Here is a 14133-nt window from a genome sequence, read left to right on the forward strand (position 1 = left end):
CATATGCATCGGATTGGCTACAGGGTTGTAATCTGTCAAGCACCCGTACTGAGGAGCGTATTCGATCTAATTCGATCATCCTACCTGAGACCCATCCTAGCGTCCGTCGATGAAGCTTCGACCCTCCTTCACGCACACCCGAAGTCGACGGCCGTAGTGTATCTCTGCTCACCTCAAAATCCTACCGGTGCCGTTCTACACGTGGATGATGTTGGTTCCCTCATCGCCGACGTGCAACGTACGGCGAGCGCCGTGGTTATTGATTCCGTATACGACTCGTACTGCTTTACCAGGTCGCTCGATGTCCGGGACTACGGTCGGCTGCCCCCCGCTTCCGTGACCTTCGTCAACTCGATGTCGAAGAATTATGGTGCACCCGGTATTCGGATTGGATGGTTGGTGGGAAATAGCGATCTGATTGGTCAGCTGATAGTACGGCAAGAGTACGAGAGCATTGCAGTCAACGGTCTCGGTCAGGCGGCCGCAATCGATCTTCTAGATGCTGGAAACAGCGAGCTGATCGCTAGGGTCGCGGATGGTCGATCTCAGGTCCAAGATTGGTGGCTTGCTCGAGGTAACTACCCCGAGCTGAGGATTGACGGGGGCACGCAGGCTGCGTTACCGGTCCTCGCCAGCACGGATCCTGAGAAGTTGGCAGACGATTTGATGCTACGTCACGACGTCGTCGTATCGTCGTCAGCCAATTATCGCGGTGTTTCCTATCCTTTCTTGCGGCTGCCTCTGGGCGTGCCGCGAGCTCGCCTGGATACTATCCTGTCAGCATATGATCAGGTCCATCAAGAGTAGAATCAGTTATATCGAGAGTAGAATCAGCTATGAGGTCTTCCCAATAGGGCGCCAATATATTCACCCGAACAAAGTCCTCCCATCCTTTGATACCGAAGAACCTCTGGTCCATCTTGAGTGTATCGTTGGCGACTCGCGGCGAAAGCTTTGCGAAGCAGTAGTAGCTAGCGATGGGCTCTCTAGTCCCCGGGAGTAGGAAACCTTCTTCCTGCAATCGACGGAACCGCTTTTGCACATATCGGAGGAGGCGGTAATTCGACTCCTCAGTGAGAAGTTGCTCCATGAGGCTGGTAGCGGCCGCATCAGCACTGGAAGGTGTCGAACCCGTGATGTTGGAGCATGGGTATCTAATCGATTCATTCTGGTCCGGCGGCAGTAGCATGTAGGCAAATCGGACACCGTGTACCGATAGACTCTTGGTTGGGCAGACTAGACGAAATGTGAGTTCAGGTTCGAGCAACGAACTCTGCTCCTGCCTGTCTCGTTCATCCCACTTGGAGTACTGGAAAGTACCGTCAACCAAAATCGTCGACTCGGTTCGCTGCTGCCATACCTTCAGCGCGTCGAAGTGTTCTGCGGCAACTGGAACGCCGAATACCCAGATAGGGTCGCAGAATAGCATTACTGTCTTCTTATCCGGCAAACGGAGCGGAGCGGATTCAGGCAGCGCGGGTTCATCGGTGACGGGTATGAGCGAGATTCCGAGCATTCGGGCGAAATAGAAGCAAGAGTAGTAGATTGGTGGCGCGTAGTAGACCTCACGGCAGCCAATGTTGGCAAGCCGGAGGAAGAACGCGAAGAGCAGCGGACTCGAGCCCGATGTCGGATATATCGCTTCTCGCTTGTACGAGAGGCCATCGGTCACTTCGTGAAACCTTGACACGGCATCGAGCAGGGCGCTCGCCTCGCTCAGAATGGTGTAGTTGCTACTTGACGACACAGGAGCTCCATCTCCGGCGCTCACGTAGTGATCCGCGAACGGATTCACGGAATCCCAACCGGAGATGAATGCGTGTTCGCCGACAGTGCGCCAGTCGAGGTCCAGCTGTTGGTGCAGACGAAGAATCTGTTCTCCGACGGATTCACCACTCATAGGATTAATCACCAGCCGTCACGTTGACGGCGCCGACTGAGCCATGGGTCAGGTATGCTCGCACGGAACTCATCCAGGTCTCAGCCCAGCGTTCCTGACACTCGATCGTCCACCACCCATTGAGGTGCGTGAGAATTATCTTGGGTTGGCCTCGGTACACTGCTGGGTCCCCAATTACGTCAAGAGCTGCTCCGCCCAGGCGATCCGCCTTAATGGATGCGACTAGGTCCGCGCCGATGATTAGCTCGTCGGCCGAGATGTTGATGATTTGGGCGGACGGCTTCATACTGCTGAGCGTTTGTCGGTTCACTAGATCTGCAGTATCGTCCGTTAACGGTGCCGAAAGGAACAGGATGTCTGACTCCCTCAATAAGGTTTCTCGATCGACTTGACGCGCACCGGGGAACGTCTTCGTTTGCCTGCTCGTGAAGATCACCTTCATGCCTATAGCGTCTACCATCGAAGCGATGCGACCACCAATATCTCCTAGGCCGAAAATGCCAGCCGTCTTGTCTCGCAGGTCACGAGCAATGAACCCTGTGGTGTCGACATGACCAGCCTGAACGTGAGAGTTTATCTCACATACACGGCGATTGAGCGACATCATCAAGGCCAGCGCGTGTTCCGCTACGGACGGTCCTGCATAGCCAGGTGTGTTAGCGACGACGATGCCGTTCTCTTTGCAGTAGTCGAGATCGACATTGTCGTACGCAGTACCGATACATACCACGAGGTTCAGGCTGGGCAGTTGGACGAGTGAGTTGCGGCCTAAATCTCCATTCGCTGCAACGAGAATGCGTGCGATGCTCTTTTGCTCGTTCGTGCACTCCTCGAGCGTCTCAACCCAAGCTGATTGGACGAGTTCGTCGAACGATCGCTTCAGGTGCGACGAAACTCTGTCAGGCGGTAGCTGTATTATCGCGACTGGGTGAGGGTCGGGGTCCGTCATGGGAGGCTCCGATTCGCTGTCGCAGGTTACCTTGTAGGTTTGGTGGACAGGGGCTACGCTACTCCGAAATACGGCGCGAATCAACCGGGAAAGTAGCGGGCGTAAGACACGGCCTCAATCGCGATTGTGGCCGATCACGGGATTGGGGATTGTCCTTGCCCACTGCGATAGTTACCGGAGGCTCGACTGGAATCGGTCGAGCAATATGCCTAGCGTTTGCAGCGGAGGGTTACGATGTAGTTGTTAACGCACGAACAGACACTAGTGGCGGTCTCGACACCTTGGAATCGGTTAAGGACCTGGGGAGGGTCGACTCGTATTTTGTGCAAAGCGATGTCTCGACCGTCGCAGGCGCCCATGCGCTCTTCAGGGACGTTTCGGATCCGAAGATTCTAGTCAATTGTGCCGGTCAGAACCTTCGATTGCCGCTCGGCGGGTGGTCTGAGGAAGCGTGGGACGAGCTTCTCGACAATAATCTGCGGAGCGCGGCATTCGCGTCGCAGGAGTTCTTGCGTTCGGTTGGTAGTGCCGAAGCGGTCATCGTCAACCTTGGTTCGATCCGTGGTCTAGAGAATCGTGGTACGACGGACAGCGCTGTGTATTCCGCTGCAAAGGCAGGAGTTTCATCTTTGACGGCATCTCTAGCCCGAGCGTTGGCACCACGGGTCCGTGTGAACTGCGTAATTCCCGGTTATGTTCGAACTGCCTATCTTGATGGCGTTCAACCCCAACAGGTGAAGAAGTGGTTAGAAGGTGTCCCGATTGGTCGGCTGATAGAGCCGGCGGAGATTGCAGACGCAGTGTTGTTTCTTGCGAGTAATCGGGCAGTTACGGGAGTGAACATGATTATTGATGGCGGATGGTCGCTCACGATCAAATAGAGTCGTCGTTGGGCAGGATTAAGGTGGCTTCCGCAAGCACGGCCTCCCCGGCAGCCCGAGCCACCTCAGGTGGGTGTCCGCGAAGCCGGGGGAAGGTCATGCTGACCACGTGCCTACGCCGGTCGCCGCTGGGCGACCCACTCCCACGCCATCGACCCCAGGCGTTTGCCAGGCTGGTCGGTCGATCGACGAGGTGATTTGCCCCGGCGCGATGGTGCTTCGCACACCCGGGCGACCGCATGACGATGCGCCCGCGTTCGCATGACCGGGCACCCCGTTCGCTGGCCGGCCCGGATTAGTAGGGCACCAGCGCCACCACCCGGTTCCGCGGCGGCTACCGTCGCGCTGCCGGAATGCCTCCCTGCGCGTGCTCGGCGTCCCGACCTGAAGCTCGAGGCTATCAAATGGCCTTCTGAAACCGGGCCGGTGGGTCGAGGAACGTTCGAAAGCTTCGAGATCCGGAGATCACCACGGCGACCCGGGACGACGGGTCCAGTGGAGCGTCCAAGAGGCCGGCTAGGCTGAGGTAGGCCGACTTCTCCCGGGTGAAGTCCAGATTGATACCGGCCAGGCCGAGGACCTCGTCGATTATCGGGCGGAGGGCGTGCACCCTGGCGGGTCGACCGAGCGCAGTTCCGAGCCGCGCGGTAGCCCTGCGCGCAGCGCAGGCAGGGTCGAGATCGGGTTCGTCGACTGCAAGGTCGGTTCGAACGGGTCCGCGGGCAGCCACAGCTCAGCGGAGTCGACTGAGTCGACGCCGCTTCGCCACGCCCAGGTCAGGGTATCGGCGTCGGCGGGTTGGAAGAGCAGGTACCGCCGCTCGTCGAGTATCCCGCTGGGCTCGACCCCGAGCCGGCAAAGTCGGTCGCGGCGTCTCGCCGACGCGGGAAAGAATTGGGTCGTGCCGCGCACGGCCGCGACCATGTCCTCGACGGGTTTGGCCTTGAGCGGCCGCCGGAGCGGGACGTCGTCGCCCCAGCGGGACCGCACTCGCGCTGCCACCCGAGTGGCAGCGAGGGAGTCCCCGCCCAGGTCGCCGAGCGTGTCGGCAGGGCCCACGTCGGCTCGGCCCAGAACCTCGGCCCTTGCGGCCCTGACGCCGTCGGTTGCCTCGTCGAGCGCGCGCCTGGGCACCGTCGCCCGGGGACTCCCCGCGGGTCGGGATGGGTGCGGCCGGACCGTGCCAGCGCGTCCACCGAGCGGGGAAGTCGGGAGCGCCAACCCGCGGCGAGGAGCTGCCGGGCGATCACGGAGGCCGCGCTGGCCAGCGTCGCGTAGGAGAGCCCGTGTCATGCGGCAAGCAGTGCGACGGCGTGGGGCGCCGGCCGGCAGCGGCGCGCACGAGCTCGTGCACCGGGCGCGAAGACCGGGAAGTGACGGGACCGTAGCCGGCTCCGACCACGAGCTCGCGGTCGCTCTGCAGTGACAGGTCAGCGACGGGGCCGAGACGCGCGTCTGGGCGGCGGCTAGGGCGTCGATCGCGGAGATCAACCGGCGCCCGTCGTCGGAGCGCAGCTCGCGGCCGTCGAGCTCCACGTGGCCGCGCAGGCGGGGCGTTCGTCCATCATCTGCTCCTCTCGCGGGTCCCGGAGGTCGCGACACTTTGTTCGGGGAGAGCACGGCCCGGCGGGGCAGGCGGTTGTGGCTCCGCCCCGTTCAGGGGTGGAGAGTGTCCGGGGACGGGCTCACGTGTCGCTGTAGGTACGACCTGACATGTCGTTGGTCCGGCGCGTCGGACCGATTGCTCATCTCAGGGAGGGACCACCCTCCGGGCTTGTCAGCCGCCAAACAGACCAGCCCGGAGGGGGTCGCCCGTGATCCTGCCTGTGGAGGCATGGATGGACATCAGGAGGTTCGCCCCGCTACGCGCGGCGGGGGCGACGTGGACCGAGATCGCGGCCGAGGCCGGCTGCGATTGGCGCACCGCACGGAAGTATCTCTCGCCGGACGCGCCGGCGGGTCCGCCGCGGGCGCCGTCGCGGGCCGGGACCCAGCCGCGGTTGGTGGACCCGTTTGTCGAGGTGATCGACACCTGGCTTGAGACCGAGCCGCGGCTGCGGGCCTCGGTGATCCACGAGCGGCTGCTGGCCGACTACGGGGTTCACCGGGCACTACCAGCGGATCAAGAACTACGTCCGCGAAGCCCGCGAGCGCCTCGAGCTCGAGGCCGACCCGAGTGAGCGTCCGCCAGCGTGCACCGCCGGTTCGAGACCGTCGCCGGCGCCCAGGCTCAGGTCGACTGGGGCGACGAAGGCGCCCTGCTGGCCGCGGCCGGTGAGCCGCGGAAGGTCTACTCGTTCCACATGACGCTGTCCTACTCCCGGGACCCGTTCGTCTGCTTCACCCACTCCCAGGACCTGGCGACGTTCTTCGACTGTCACCGCCGCGCGTTCGCCCACTTCGGCGGGGTCCCCGCGACGATCGTCTACGACCGCACCAAGACCGTCGTGCGCCGCCACGTCGCCCCCCGCCAGGCGGTGCCGCTGCACCCGCAGGCCGCCGCGTTCGCCGCCCACTACGGGTTCGCTATCGACGTGCTCGCCGCCTACCGCCCTACCGGCAAGGGCCGCGTGGAGCGGCAGGTCGCCATCATCCGCGACCATGTCCTGGCCGGCCGGGAGTTCGGCACGCTGGCCGAGCTCGACGCCGCCTTCGCGGCGTGGGTGCCGATCCGGCGTGGCCAGGTCCATCGCACCCACGGGCAGGTCATCGGTCACCGCGCCGGGGCTGATCACGCCGCCCTCGCGGCGTTGCCGGCGTTCCCGTTGCTGGTCGCCGAGTCGCACCTGCGTCGCGTCGGGCGGGACTCGATGATCTCCTTCGAAGGCTCCAGCTACTCGGTGGCCGCCCGCGCCGGCGACGGCCGGGTCACCCGTGCCGGGCAGCGCGTCGAGGTGCGCCTTGAGGCCACCGAGCTGGTCATCCGTCGGCTACCCGTTGACAGTCCCACCGGCACCGCGATCGAGCTCGCCCGCCACCCACACGCCAGCACCAAAGCTCAGCGCGTCGTGGACCCGGCGCACTGGGCCGAGCTGCCCGACGGCCACACCCGCGCCACCACCATCGACCCCGAGCCCCCGATCGACACCAGCGTCGCGGTCGAGGACACCCACCGGGCACCGGCGGTCCGCACCGAGGCCAGGCCCGGGTTCGCCGTCGAGGTCGTCCACCGGCCGCTGGCCGACTACGACGTCGTCGCCGGCCTCACCCCACCAACACCGACACCGGTCGCGGACCTCGACACCACCGCGACGCTGCCCGAGACGTTGGTCGGTGCGGCATGACCGAATTGGTCACCACCCGCATCCACGACCACGCCACCCGGCTCGGGCTCCCGCATCTCGCCGAGCACCTCGAGACCCTCGTCGACCGCGCCGAGGCCGACACCATGGGCTACCGCGAGTTCGTCGACCTGCTCCTCGGCGAAGAACTCGGCCTGCGCGAAGGACGCCGCCTGCGCACCGCCCTGAAGCTCTCCGGGCTGCCGCATCACAAGACCCTCGACGAGTTCGACTTCGCCTTCCAACCCGACCTCGACCCCCGCAAGGTCCGCGACCTCGCGGCCCTGCCGTTCCTGCCCCGACACAGCAGCGCCACCGCGAGCAACGTCGCCCTGCTCGGCCCACCAGGCACCGGCAAGACCCATATCGCGGTCGCGCTGGCGGTCGCGGCCTGCCAGGCCGGCTACTCGATCTACTTCACCACCCTGGATGACTGCGTCCGCCAGCTCCGCGCCGCCGAAGCCGCCGGACGGTTCGCCAAGAAGCTCCAGACCTACCTACGGCCCTCGGTCCTCGTCCTCGACGAGGTCGGCTACCTGCCCTGCGACCGGGCCGCCGCGAACATGGTCTTCCAGCTGGTCAGCCGCCGCTACGAACGCGGAACGATCATCCTGACCAGCAACAAGGCCTTCTCCGAGTGGGGCCAGGTCTTCACCGACGACGTTGGGCCACCGCCATCCTCGACCGGCTGCTCCACCACTGCGACGTCGTCGCCATCAACGGCCCCAGCTATCGGCTCAAGGACCGAACCCTCACCCCTGCGGCAGCCGCCGTGCCATAGTCACCCCGCGCTGGCCACCGACACGTCAGGTCGTCCCCCGACCGACACGTGAGCCCGTCCTCCGACAGAGAGCACAGATGACCTGATCCATGTAACGCCGTGCCGGTGACCGAGTCCAGACCCACAGCCGTAGTAGCCGAGACCTCGTCGATGAGCTACTGCATGGTGTTCCTCCTTGAGCGTCGGCGTCCGGGTGGGCTCCGGGCCGTGTTCGCGCCTCGTCGACGTGCATCGCTCGGGCGGCTGTCCGGGAGGCTGGAACGGGCGACGGTCCGTTGCCGCGGCGCGAAGGCGTCCGGTGCCGAGCGGTCAGCGCTCAGCGCAACATTGAGGATCAGTACTCATCGGCGACGAGGTTCGCGAGTTCGGTCGACGCGGCGGTGACGGCACGCGCGATCGGGCGCTCACCCGCCGAGGGCCTTCGGCCCGCGCGGACGCCGCTGCGCGGCGAGGTCTGGTGGGCCCCGGCGAGCTTGATCGGGCCGCTCTCCCGGTCAAGGGCGCTACGCGTCGCTGCGCGACCGGACTGCGTCCGGCCCTTGACCGCGAGCCTCGGCGGCCCGGTCGGCGCCCTTCGGGCGGTGGAGGCAGGCAAGCGCCTCCACCTATCGCCCCGGGGCCCACCAGCCCCGGCCATGGCCCAGGAGGCTCGCATGTCCGTCGACCCCAGCTCGCACACCTCGGTCATCCGCTCGGTCACCACCCGGGTGGCCGGACGGCTCGCCACGGAAGCGTTCGCCCACCACTACGGCACCCCGTCCCAGCAGATCGGGGTCCGCGCCGGTGACACGCTGACCTACGTCACCACCGGCGATGCTGCGGCGGGGATCGCGCGAGCCTTCACCGATGCCCTGGCCCTGGCCGAGCGCCAGCAGCTCGCCTGGACCGCGTCGTTGACCTGGCTGGGCATCGAGCCCGGCACGTACCCGCCGACCCTGCTCCTTCGGTACGACACCCCGGCTGCCAGCTCCGTCGGCTACCAGCCCCGCCGCGAGATCAGCGGGCAGATCGTTCCCGCCCACGTCTGGGTCCGCGTGGGACCGGTGCTCTGGCAGATCTGTGACCGTGTGGCCGCCCGCCGACTCGCCGAGGTCTGGACCCACTGCGCGCGACTTCTCACCTCACCGACCGCTCCTCCCGCGCCGTTCCTCCGCCCTGACGACGTGGAGCCCGCGCCGCAGCGGAGCACGCCGGCGCTGAGCCAGCCGGGGACGGCGGACGCCGTCGCGGCGTGCCACCCGAGCGACCTGGCCCGCAGGGCGACGACGCCCACGACCGGACGCGTCGCTGCGTCCGCCGACGACGAGCGGGGGGACCGCGAGCTGTTGAGCGCCTACGCCGAGCACGGCGACCGTGGCGCGCTGGCGGTGCTGGCGACCCGGTACCACGACGTCATGGTCGGCGCGGCCCGTCGTGTGCTGGGCGCGCGCGGAGAGGTCGACGACGCGGTGCAGAACGCCTGGATCAAGGTGGCGACGAAGGCCGACACCTTCCGCGGGGATGCCGCCGTCGGCACCTGGCTCTACCGCATCGCGCACAACGCCGCCCTCGACGCGACCCGCCGGGCCCAGTCCCGCCCGGCTGAGCTGTTCGGCGACCCGGCACAGGTCGCCACCGACATGCGGCGCGCTCTCGACGGTCCTTCTGAGGCCCCCGGAACGGTCGAACAGATGGAGGCGACCGCAGTCCTCGACGACTTGTTGGCGGTGCTAACTCCCGCGCAGCGCGCTGCCGTCGAACTCGTCGACCTGCAGGGCCTCGACATCGGTGCGGCCGCTTCCCGCCTCGAGGTCGCCGAGGGCACCCTCAAGTCCCGGCGCGCCCGTGCCCGCGCGGCTATGGGCGCCGCCGCCGCTGCGAGGGGTCTGCGGTTCCCGCTCTGACCCGCCGGGCGGCGCCCTCGCAACGAGGGCGCCGCTCCGGAGGCCCCTGTCCACAGGGCCGTGCGGGCGAGGAACCCGAGCGCGGCTCCGACCTTCCAACCGATATGCGCTACGACGGCACTCCGCCGACCACCACCGCTGGCCGCTCGGAGGACGACACGGCCGCGCCGCGACGCTGCTACGTCGGCCGGCTCTTCGCCGCCGCCCTCGACGGTGATCCGCTCGCCGGCGAGGAGCTCGCCGACCTGGCCCCCTGGGACTCGACCGCCGCTGCTGCATTCGAAGCCCTCGCCGTCGCCGAGTTCGTCCGCGACCAGGGCGGTATCGAGTGAGGGCTCAAGGCCGCCCGGGCCGAGCGACCCTCCGGACCGGCGGCGGAGCCGCTTCGCGTCGCTGTCCCTGTTCCTGTCGGGACCCGGCGGAGCTTGATCGGGCCGCCCTCGCGGTCAAGGGCGCCGCGCGTCGCAACGCGACCGGACTGCGTCCGGCCACTGGACCACGAGCCTCCGCAGCCCGCACCGCGCCCGCTGGGTGGTGGAGGCAGACAGCGCGCCTCCACCCATCATCCCGAGCCCCGATCTGCACCACACGCGGATCGGGACACCGCTCGGACGGGGACCCTCTCAACAAGTCCGAGGAGAACGTCATGACCGACACTGAGGCCCGCACCACGTCGAGCCCGACAACGCGGGTCCCCAGCCAACGCAGCAGTCCCGGCACGCCGACGCCCTCGCCCGAACACTGGCTCGGTGAGGTGCTCGCGGCCATGGGTTGCCGCCGTGCCGGACTTAAGTGGCAGTGCCCCGCGCACGGACACACCGGGCTGCACTCCGCCGCCCTCGCGATCGGCCGTCGCGACGACGATCGAGGCGCCTGGCTCCACTGCCACGCCGGCTGTTCGGTCACCGCCGTCCTGCGCGCCCTCGGGCTGCGCCCCAACCACCTGCAACGGCCGCCGCACATCACCCCCAGCCGCTACGTCCACCTCCGCGGGCTGCGTCGGGAATGGCCGGAGCTGAAGAACGCCGCCCACCCGGAGAGGGCCGGCTACCGCCACGAGGCCTGGCACCTCTACGGCCCCGACCACGCGAAGCAACGGATGCGCCGAGCCGACGGCTCCAAGACCATGCGGTGGGAGTCGCGGAACGCGCGGGGGGAGTGGGTCCCGGGCCTGCTCGGCACCCGCGAGGCAGACCTGCCCCTCTACCGTCAGGACGAGGTCCGCATGGCCGCGGCCGCCAGCGAGAGTGTCGTGCTCTGCGAGAGCGAGTCCTCCTGCGACGCCCTGCACGGCGTCTACGCGACCACCTGGGCCGGGGGTGCTGGCAGCCCACCCGTCGAGACCCTCACCCGGGTCCTCGAGGGCGCCGACGTCGTCATCGTCCCCGACCACGACGACGCGGGGCTCGCCTGCCTCGCCCGCCTCGTCGTCGCCCTGCCCCACGCCCGCGTGCTCGTCGGCGAGCTCGGAGAGGACGCCAAGGACCTCTACGACCGCGTCGGTCTCGACCGCTTCCTCGAACAGCTCGCCTCAGCACCGACCGCTGAGTCGCGTGGAGGCCGAGAGGACTTCAGGAGTCACGCGGGGTAGAGGACGACGCGGCGGGGAGGCGCGGCCGGGTAGTCCACATCGGTCACGGGCTCGCCATCGACCCGAGCACCACCCGAGTGGATCCAGGTGCGCGCCCGTTCCTCCCCGATGCCGGCGTGCACGAGCCGCTCGAGCACGGTGAGCGGGCGGGCGTCTTCTCCCTGCGGCGAGTCCTCGGGCACGGAGGAACGGTAGGAAGCACCACCGACATCGACGGGGAGACGACACCGGCATGTCGCGCGAGCGGGTGAGGCGGCGCTCAGCCACTTCCGCTGCGGGTCTCCCAGCCGGCGCGCCAACGGGAGCAACGCTCGAGGTAGGCCTGCATGTCGGCGCCCACGAGCGAGCCCGTCGTCCAGCTGTCGTCCAGCACCTCGTCGGGCCAGACGTAGGCAAGGCTCGACCGTCCCGACCTCAGGCGCACGACTTCGACGGAGTACGTCGGGTCTTCGAAGGCGTCGAGGACGCTCCACTCGGTCTCGCTGAGGTCGGTGTACACCCGACCCGTCGCCTCGGCCTCGGGGTCTCGGACGAGACCCGGGTACGGCAGGTCCGGCAGCCGCGCCGCCCGCCACCCGGGAGCGCTCGTCTGCTCGCTTGCCGGAACACGGTCGATCAACGTCCGCACCACGTCGTCGAGCGCGAGGGTGCCGTAGACGAACAGGTCAGGCGTTCCCGCCGATCCGCGGTCCGGCGGGCCAGAGCTGCTCGAGCTCGCGCGGGACAAGCGGTCGCTGGTAACCGGCATGCAGAACCTCCGCGAGGAGGCTACCGCCGTGATCGTGCACGTTGAGGAACCAGTCGATGCCGGCCGGGTACGCCCAGAGGTAGGAGCGCAGCTGGGGATCGAGCGACCGGTCGCGAAGGGCGGACGCGACGTCGGCCGGTCGCCAGAACGGCAACCTCGACAGCGCGTGGTCACGGCAGGCCGACGCGCTGGCGCCGGCGTTGACCATGAGGTGGAGCTCGGCGTTGACGAGCTGCACGTAGTGGTCGAGCCGGGTCCGCGCCTGCACGAGGGGGTCGTCCGGGCTCGCCGCGAGAGGAAGGACCTGCGCCAGGCCCTCGAAGAGGACCTGGTGTGGACAGTGGATGGCCAGCTGCCGGGGCCAAGACGTCTCCGCGTGCTCGGAGACGTCGGTGAGGTTGGCGTACTGCAGCGCGTGCCCCAGCACCTCGTGGAGCGCGAAGCGGTAGGCGTCGACCTGGGTGAAGGACGCGTTGCGCCGGTTGATCCGCAGCCGAGCTCGTCGGCCATCGCCGTCCAGCCAGTACGACCAGTATGCGTCGACCTCCACCGTCTCCACGTCGAGCTCGAAGGTGGTCTCCGCCCCCGTCAGACTCCTGACCTGCGCCTCGTACTCGCGCGCGTAATCGCGGATCACGTCGCTGGCGTCCTCCGCCGGTACGGTGGGGCTCAAGGCGTCGAAAGCAGTCCGCGTCTGCTTGTCCCACGCGACGTCGACGTCCGCGAGAGCGCGGCGCGCGACGTCGCCGACCGCAGCGACATAGTCGGGCGACCAGCCGTTGGTGCGCGAGCCCTGAGTGAGGTCGACGTACTCGGTGAGGGCGAGTCGTTCGCCGAGCAACGCCCGCAGGTAGGCGAGGTGGGCGTCCAGCACGGCACCGACGTCGTCCCCGTGGACCTCGGACCGCAACGCGACGAGACGGTCGAGAACATCCAACCTGTCCTGGACGTCATCCCCGACGACATCGGGCGCACAGTCGAAGTCGATGACCGCGCTCGAGCCGGCCTTCTTCTCGAGGTCGTGCCACCCGCGGACGAGCCGTTCTAAGCGGTCACGATCCCCCACGTGCGACCTCCCATCGAATCGTTACCGATTGGCCGGGCTGGAGATAATCGCGCGTCAGTGTGATGAGTGCGCCCTCGTCGTCCTCGACGCAGAACAGGTCATCGATGGCGGAGACCTGCGCGCCATCCGGCTGGTCTTCTACGGCGGTGCAACCCACCAGCATGTCCACGCCGCGGTGACGAATCGTCAGCGTGAGGTGCCGAGTGTTCCGCGGAGTGGACTGTTGCCAATAATGGTCATGGACGAAGCGGCCCCCGCGGGAAGTGTATGAGACCGTTCCGATACCGCCCGGTTCGATCGGCGGCGAGAGCACGCAGGCGAACTTCGTCATGTTGCCGATGTCGTGCAGCCGCTGGATCGAGACCCGTCGCTCACCGTCGGGATGCGGTTCGATGCGGACTCCGTCGGTGTTCTCGAACCACTGCTCCCGGAGGAGGCGCTTGATCGGTGCGTTCGTCAGGTTGAGGAGCTCGAACCGGTAGGTGACCGAGGACCACCCGTCGGGCTCGATGTCGATGGTGCACTCCATCTCCAGGTCGACGAGGTGGCCGGCGAGGAGTGCCAGCTCCGCGATCTCCTCGTCGGGGATGCGCCGGCGCTTGCCCAGGAGCTGGAGCGCTCTCGCCAGGGATTCGGCCTGGTCGTGGGCGGGACCACGAAGCGTCTTGGCCGGCAGCGGGCCGGAGGACTCGGGCACGGGACGGAGGGGCGTCGACCACGCCGAAGGAACCGGGGCCACGCCCTCGAGGCCGTCCCCGACGGCGGCCGCGAGGTCGGCGGTGCTGGGCGCGGCACTGCGCTGAGCGGGGACGAACATCTCGGCCGCCTTGCGGCCCGGGAACATCGCCTCGAGGACCTCGCAGTGCTGAGGATGCGGCAGGCCCTTCAGCTCACCGCACTGCCAACGGTGCAGCTGCGCACGACTCGGCGCCGTGCCCACCAACGAGCTGTCGATGCTCGCCGCGGCCTTGTCGTACTCACGAAGAAACGTCTGGTACTTCTGCCAGTGCTTCTCGCGAAGTAGGTCGCGCAGGACAACGGGATCGGCCATTC

14 protein-coding genes are annotated in these 14133 nt (G+C 67.2%); 7 read left to right on the forward strand and 7 right to left on the reverse strand.

The window, feature by feature from the left end:
* Positions 1-3: 3 nt before the first annotated feature.
* Positions 4-807 (forward strand): aminotransferase class I/II-fold pyridoxal phosphate-dependent enzyme, encoded by an 804-nt coding sequence (locus C8D89_RS17715; protein WP_243418214.1) that lies wholly within the window; start codon positions 4-6, stop codon positions 805-807.
* On the opposite strand, the gene C8D89_RS28770 is transcribed toward C8D89_RS17715, so the two are convergent.
* Together C8D89_RS28770 and C8D89_RS17720 are read right to left on the reverse strand one after the other, a co-directional pair.
* Positions 770-1900, reverse strand: coding sequence for a PLP-dependent aminotransferase family protein (locus C8D89_RS28770; RefSeq protein ID WP_165825771.1), 1131 nt, complete (start codon positions 1898-1900; stop codon positions 770-772). The genes C8D89_RS17715 and C8D89_RS28770 overlap by 38 nt on opposite strands.
* A gap of 4 nt (positions 1901-1904) precedes the next feature.
* A complete protein-coding gene (locus C8D89_RS17720; RefSeq protein WP_116709456.1) occupies positions 1905-2849 on the reverse strand; it encodes a 2-hydroxyacid dehydrogenase in 945 nt (314 codons plus the stop codon).
* A 155-nt stretch (positions 2850-3004) separates the two neighbouring features.
* Here C8D89_RS17720 and C8D89_RS17725 point away from each other — a divergent pair, with 155 nt between their 5' ends.
* Positions 3005-3730, forward strand: a complete 726-nt coding sequence (locus C8D89_RS17725; protein WP_165825772.1) for an SDR family NAD(P)-dependent oxidoreductase — start codon at positions 3005-3007, stop codon at positions 3728-3730.
* Between the two features lie 588 nt (positions 3731-4318).
* Here the strand turns inward: C8D89_RS17725 and C8D89_RS31165 are convergent.
* Positions 4319-5023: an acyl carrier protein gene (locus tag C8D89_RS31165; RefSeq protein ID WP_116709534.1), complete on the reverse strand. Its 705-nt coding sequence runs from the start codon at positions 5021-5023 to the stop codon at positions 4319-4321.
* A gap of 899 nt (positions 5024-5922) precedes the next feature.
* Between C8D89_RS31165 and istA the strand changes: the two genes are divergently transcribed.
* The 5 genes from istA to C8D89_RS17760 all read left to right on the forward strand — a co-directional run bounded on the left by istA (position 5923) and on the right by C8D89_RS17760 (position 11266).
* On the forward strand, positions 5923-7014 hold the full coding sequence (istA, locus tag C8D89_RS17740; protein ID WP_207787285.1) for an IS21 family transposase: 1092 nt from the start codon (positions 5923-5925) through the stop codon (positions 7012-7014).
* Complete coding sequence (gene istB, locus C8D89_RS17745) at positions 7011-7844, forward strand: IS21-like element helper ATPase IstB (RefSeq protein ID WP_207787286.1); 834 nt, start codon at positions 7011-7013, stop codon at positions 7842-7844. The genes istA and istB overlap by 4 nt, the downstream gene beginning before the upstream one ends.
* 601 nt (positions 7845-8445) lie before the next feature.
* On the forward strand, positions 8446-9675 hold the full coding sequence (locus tag C8D89_RS17750; RefSeq protein WP_165825773.1) for a sigma-70 family RNA polymerase sigma factor: 1230 nt from the start codon (positions 8446-8448) through the stop codon (positions 9673-9675).
* A gap of 104 nt (positions 9676-9779) precedes the next feature.
* Entirely contained in the window at positions 9780-10007 is a 228-nt protein-coding gene (locus C8D89_RS17755; protein WP_116709459.1) for a hypothetical protein, read from the forward strand.
* Positions 10008-10321: 314 nt separating this feature from the next.
* A complete protein-coding gene (locus C8D89_RS17760) occupies positions 10322-11266 on the forward strand; it encodes a hypothetical protein (RefSeq protein WP_133251952.1) in 945 nt (314 codons plus the stop codon).
* Here the strand turns inward: C8D89_RS17760 and C8D89_RS17765 are convergent.
* The 4 genes from C8D89_RS17765 to C8D89_RS17775 form a co-directional block, all read right to left on the reverse strand.
* On the reverse strand, positions 11254-11448 hold the full coding sequence (locus C8D89_RS17765; protein ID WP_116709461.1) for a hypothetical protein: 195 nt from the start codon (positions 11446-11448) through the stop codon (positions 11254-11256). The two genes, C8D89_RS17760 and C8D89_RS17765, sit on opposite strands and share 13 nt — an antisense overlap.
* Positions 11449-11525: 77 nt before the next feature.
* Positions 11526-12014 carry a gamma-glutamylcyclotransferase family protein gene (locus C8D89_RS29340; RefSeq protein WP_279323391.1) on the reverse strand — a complete coding sequence of 163 codons (489 nt, stop codon included), beginning with the start codon at positions 12012-12014 and terminating at the stop codon, positions 11526-11528.
* Positions 11932-13080 (reverse strand): hypothetical protein, encoded by a 1149-nt coding sequence (locus C8D89_RS29345; RefSeq protein ID WP_165825775.1) that lies wholly within the window; start codon positions 13078-13080, stop codon positions 11932-11934. The genes C8D89_RS29340 and C8D89_RS29345 overlap by 83 nt, the downstream gene beginning before the upstream one ends.
* Positions 13067-14131 (reverse strand): hypothetical protein, encoded by a 1065-nt coding sequence (locus tag C8D89_RS17775; protein ID WP_116709462.1) that lies wholly within the window; start codon positions 14129-14131, stop codon positions 13067-13069. The genes C8D89_RS29345 and C8D89_RS17775 overlap by 14 nt, the downstream gene beginning before the upstream one ends.
* Between the last annotated feature and the right edge of the window lie 2 nt (positions 14132-14133).

Origin of the sequence: Actinomycetospora cinnamomea, from assembly GCF_003096675.1 — a bacterium.
GTDB classification, from domain to species: domain Bacteria; phylum Actinomycetota; class Actinomycetes; order Mycobacteriales; family Pseudonocardiaceae; genus Actinomycetospora; species Actinomycetospora cinnamomea.

What these genes read in the sequence shown, in the direction of transcription:
- C8D89_RS17715 (WP_243418214.1), top strand. Translation starts at nt 4, where the DNA reads ATGCATCGGATTGGCTACAGGGTTGTAATCTGTCAAGCACCCGTACTG.
- C8D89_RS28770 (WP_165825771.1), bottom strand. Translation starts at nt 1,900, where the DNA reads ATGAGTGGTGAATCCGTCGGAGAACAGATTCTTCGTCTGCACCAACAG.
- C8D89_RS17720 (WP_116709456.1), bottom strand. Translation starts at nt 2,849, where the DNA reads ATGACGGACCCCGACCCTCACCCAGTCGCGATAATACAGCTACCGCCT.
- C8D89_RS31165 (WP_116709534.1), bottom strand. Translation starts at nt 5,023, where the DNA reads ATGACACGGGCTCTCCTACGCGACGCTGGCCAGCGCGGCCTCCGTGAT.
- istB (WP_207787286.1), top strand. Translation starts at nt 7,011, where the DNA reads ATGACCGAATTGGTCACCACCCGCATCCACGACCACGCCACCCGGCTC.
- C8D89_RS17750 (WP_165825773.1), top strand. Translation starts at nt 8,446, where the DNA reads ATGTCCGTCGACCCCAGCTCGCACACCTCGGTCATCCGCTCGGTCACC.
- C8D89_RS17755 (WP_116709459.1), top strand. Translation starts at nt 9,780, where the DNA reads ATGCGCTACGACGGCACTCCGCCGACCACCACCGCTGGCCGCTCGGAG.
- C8D89_RS17760 (WP_133251952.1), top strand. Translation starts at nt 10,322, where the DNA reads ATGACCGACACTGAGGCCCGCACCACGTCGAGCCCGACAACGCGGGTC.
- C8D89_RS29340 (WP_279323391.1), bottom strand. Translation starts at nt 12,014, where the DNA reads ATGCCGGTTACCAGCGACCGCTTGTCCCGCGCGAGCTCGAGCAGCTCT.
- C8D89_RS17775 (WP_116709462.1), bottom strand. Translation starts at nt 14,131, where the DNA reads ATGGCCGATCCCGTTGTCCTGCGCGACCTACTTCGCGAGAAGCACTGG.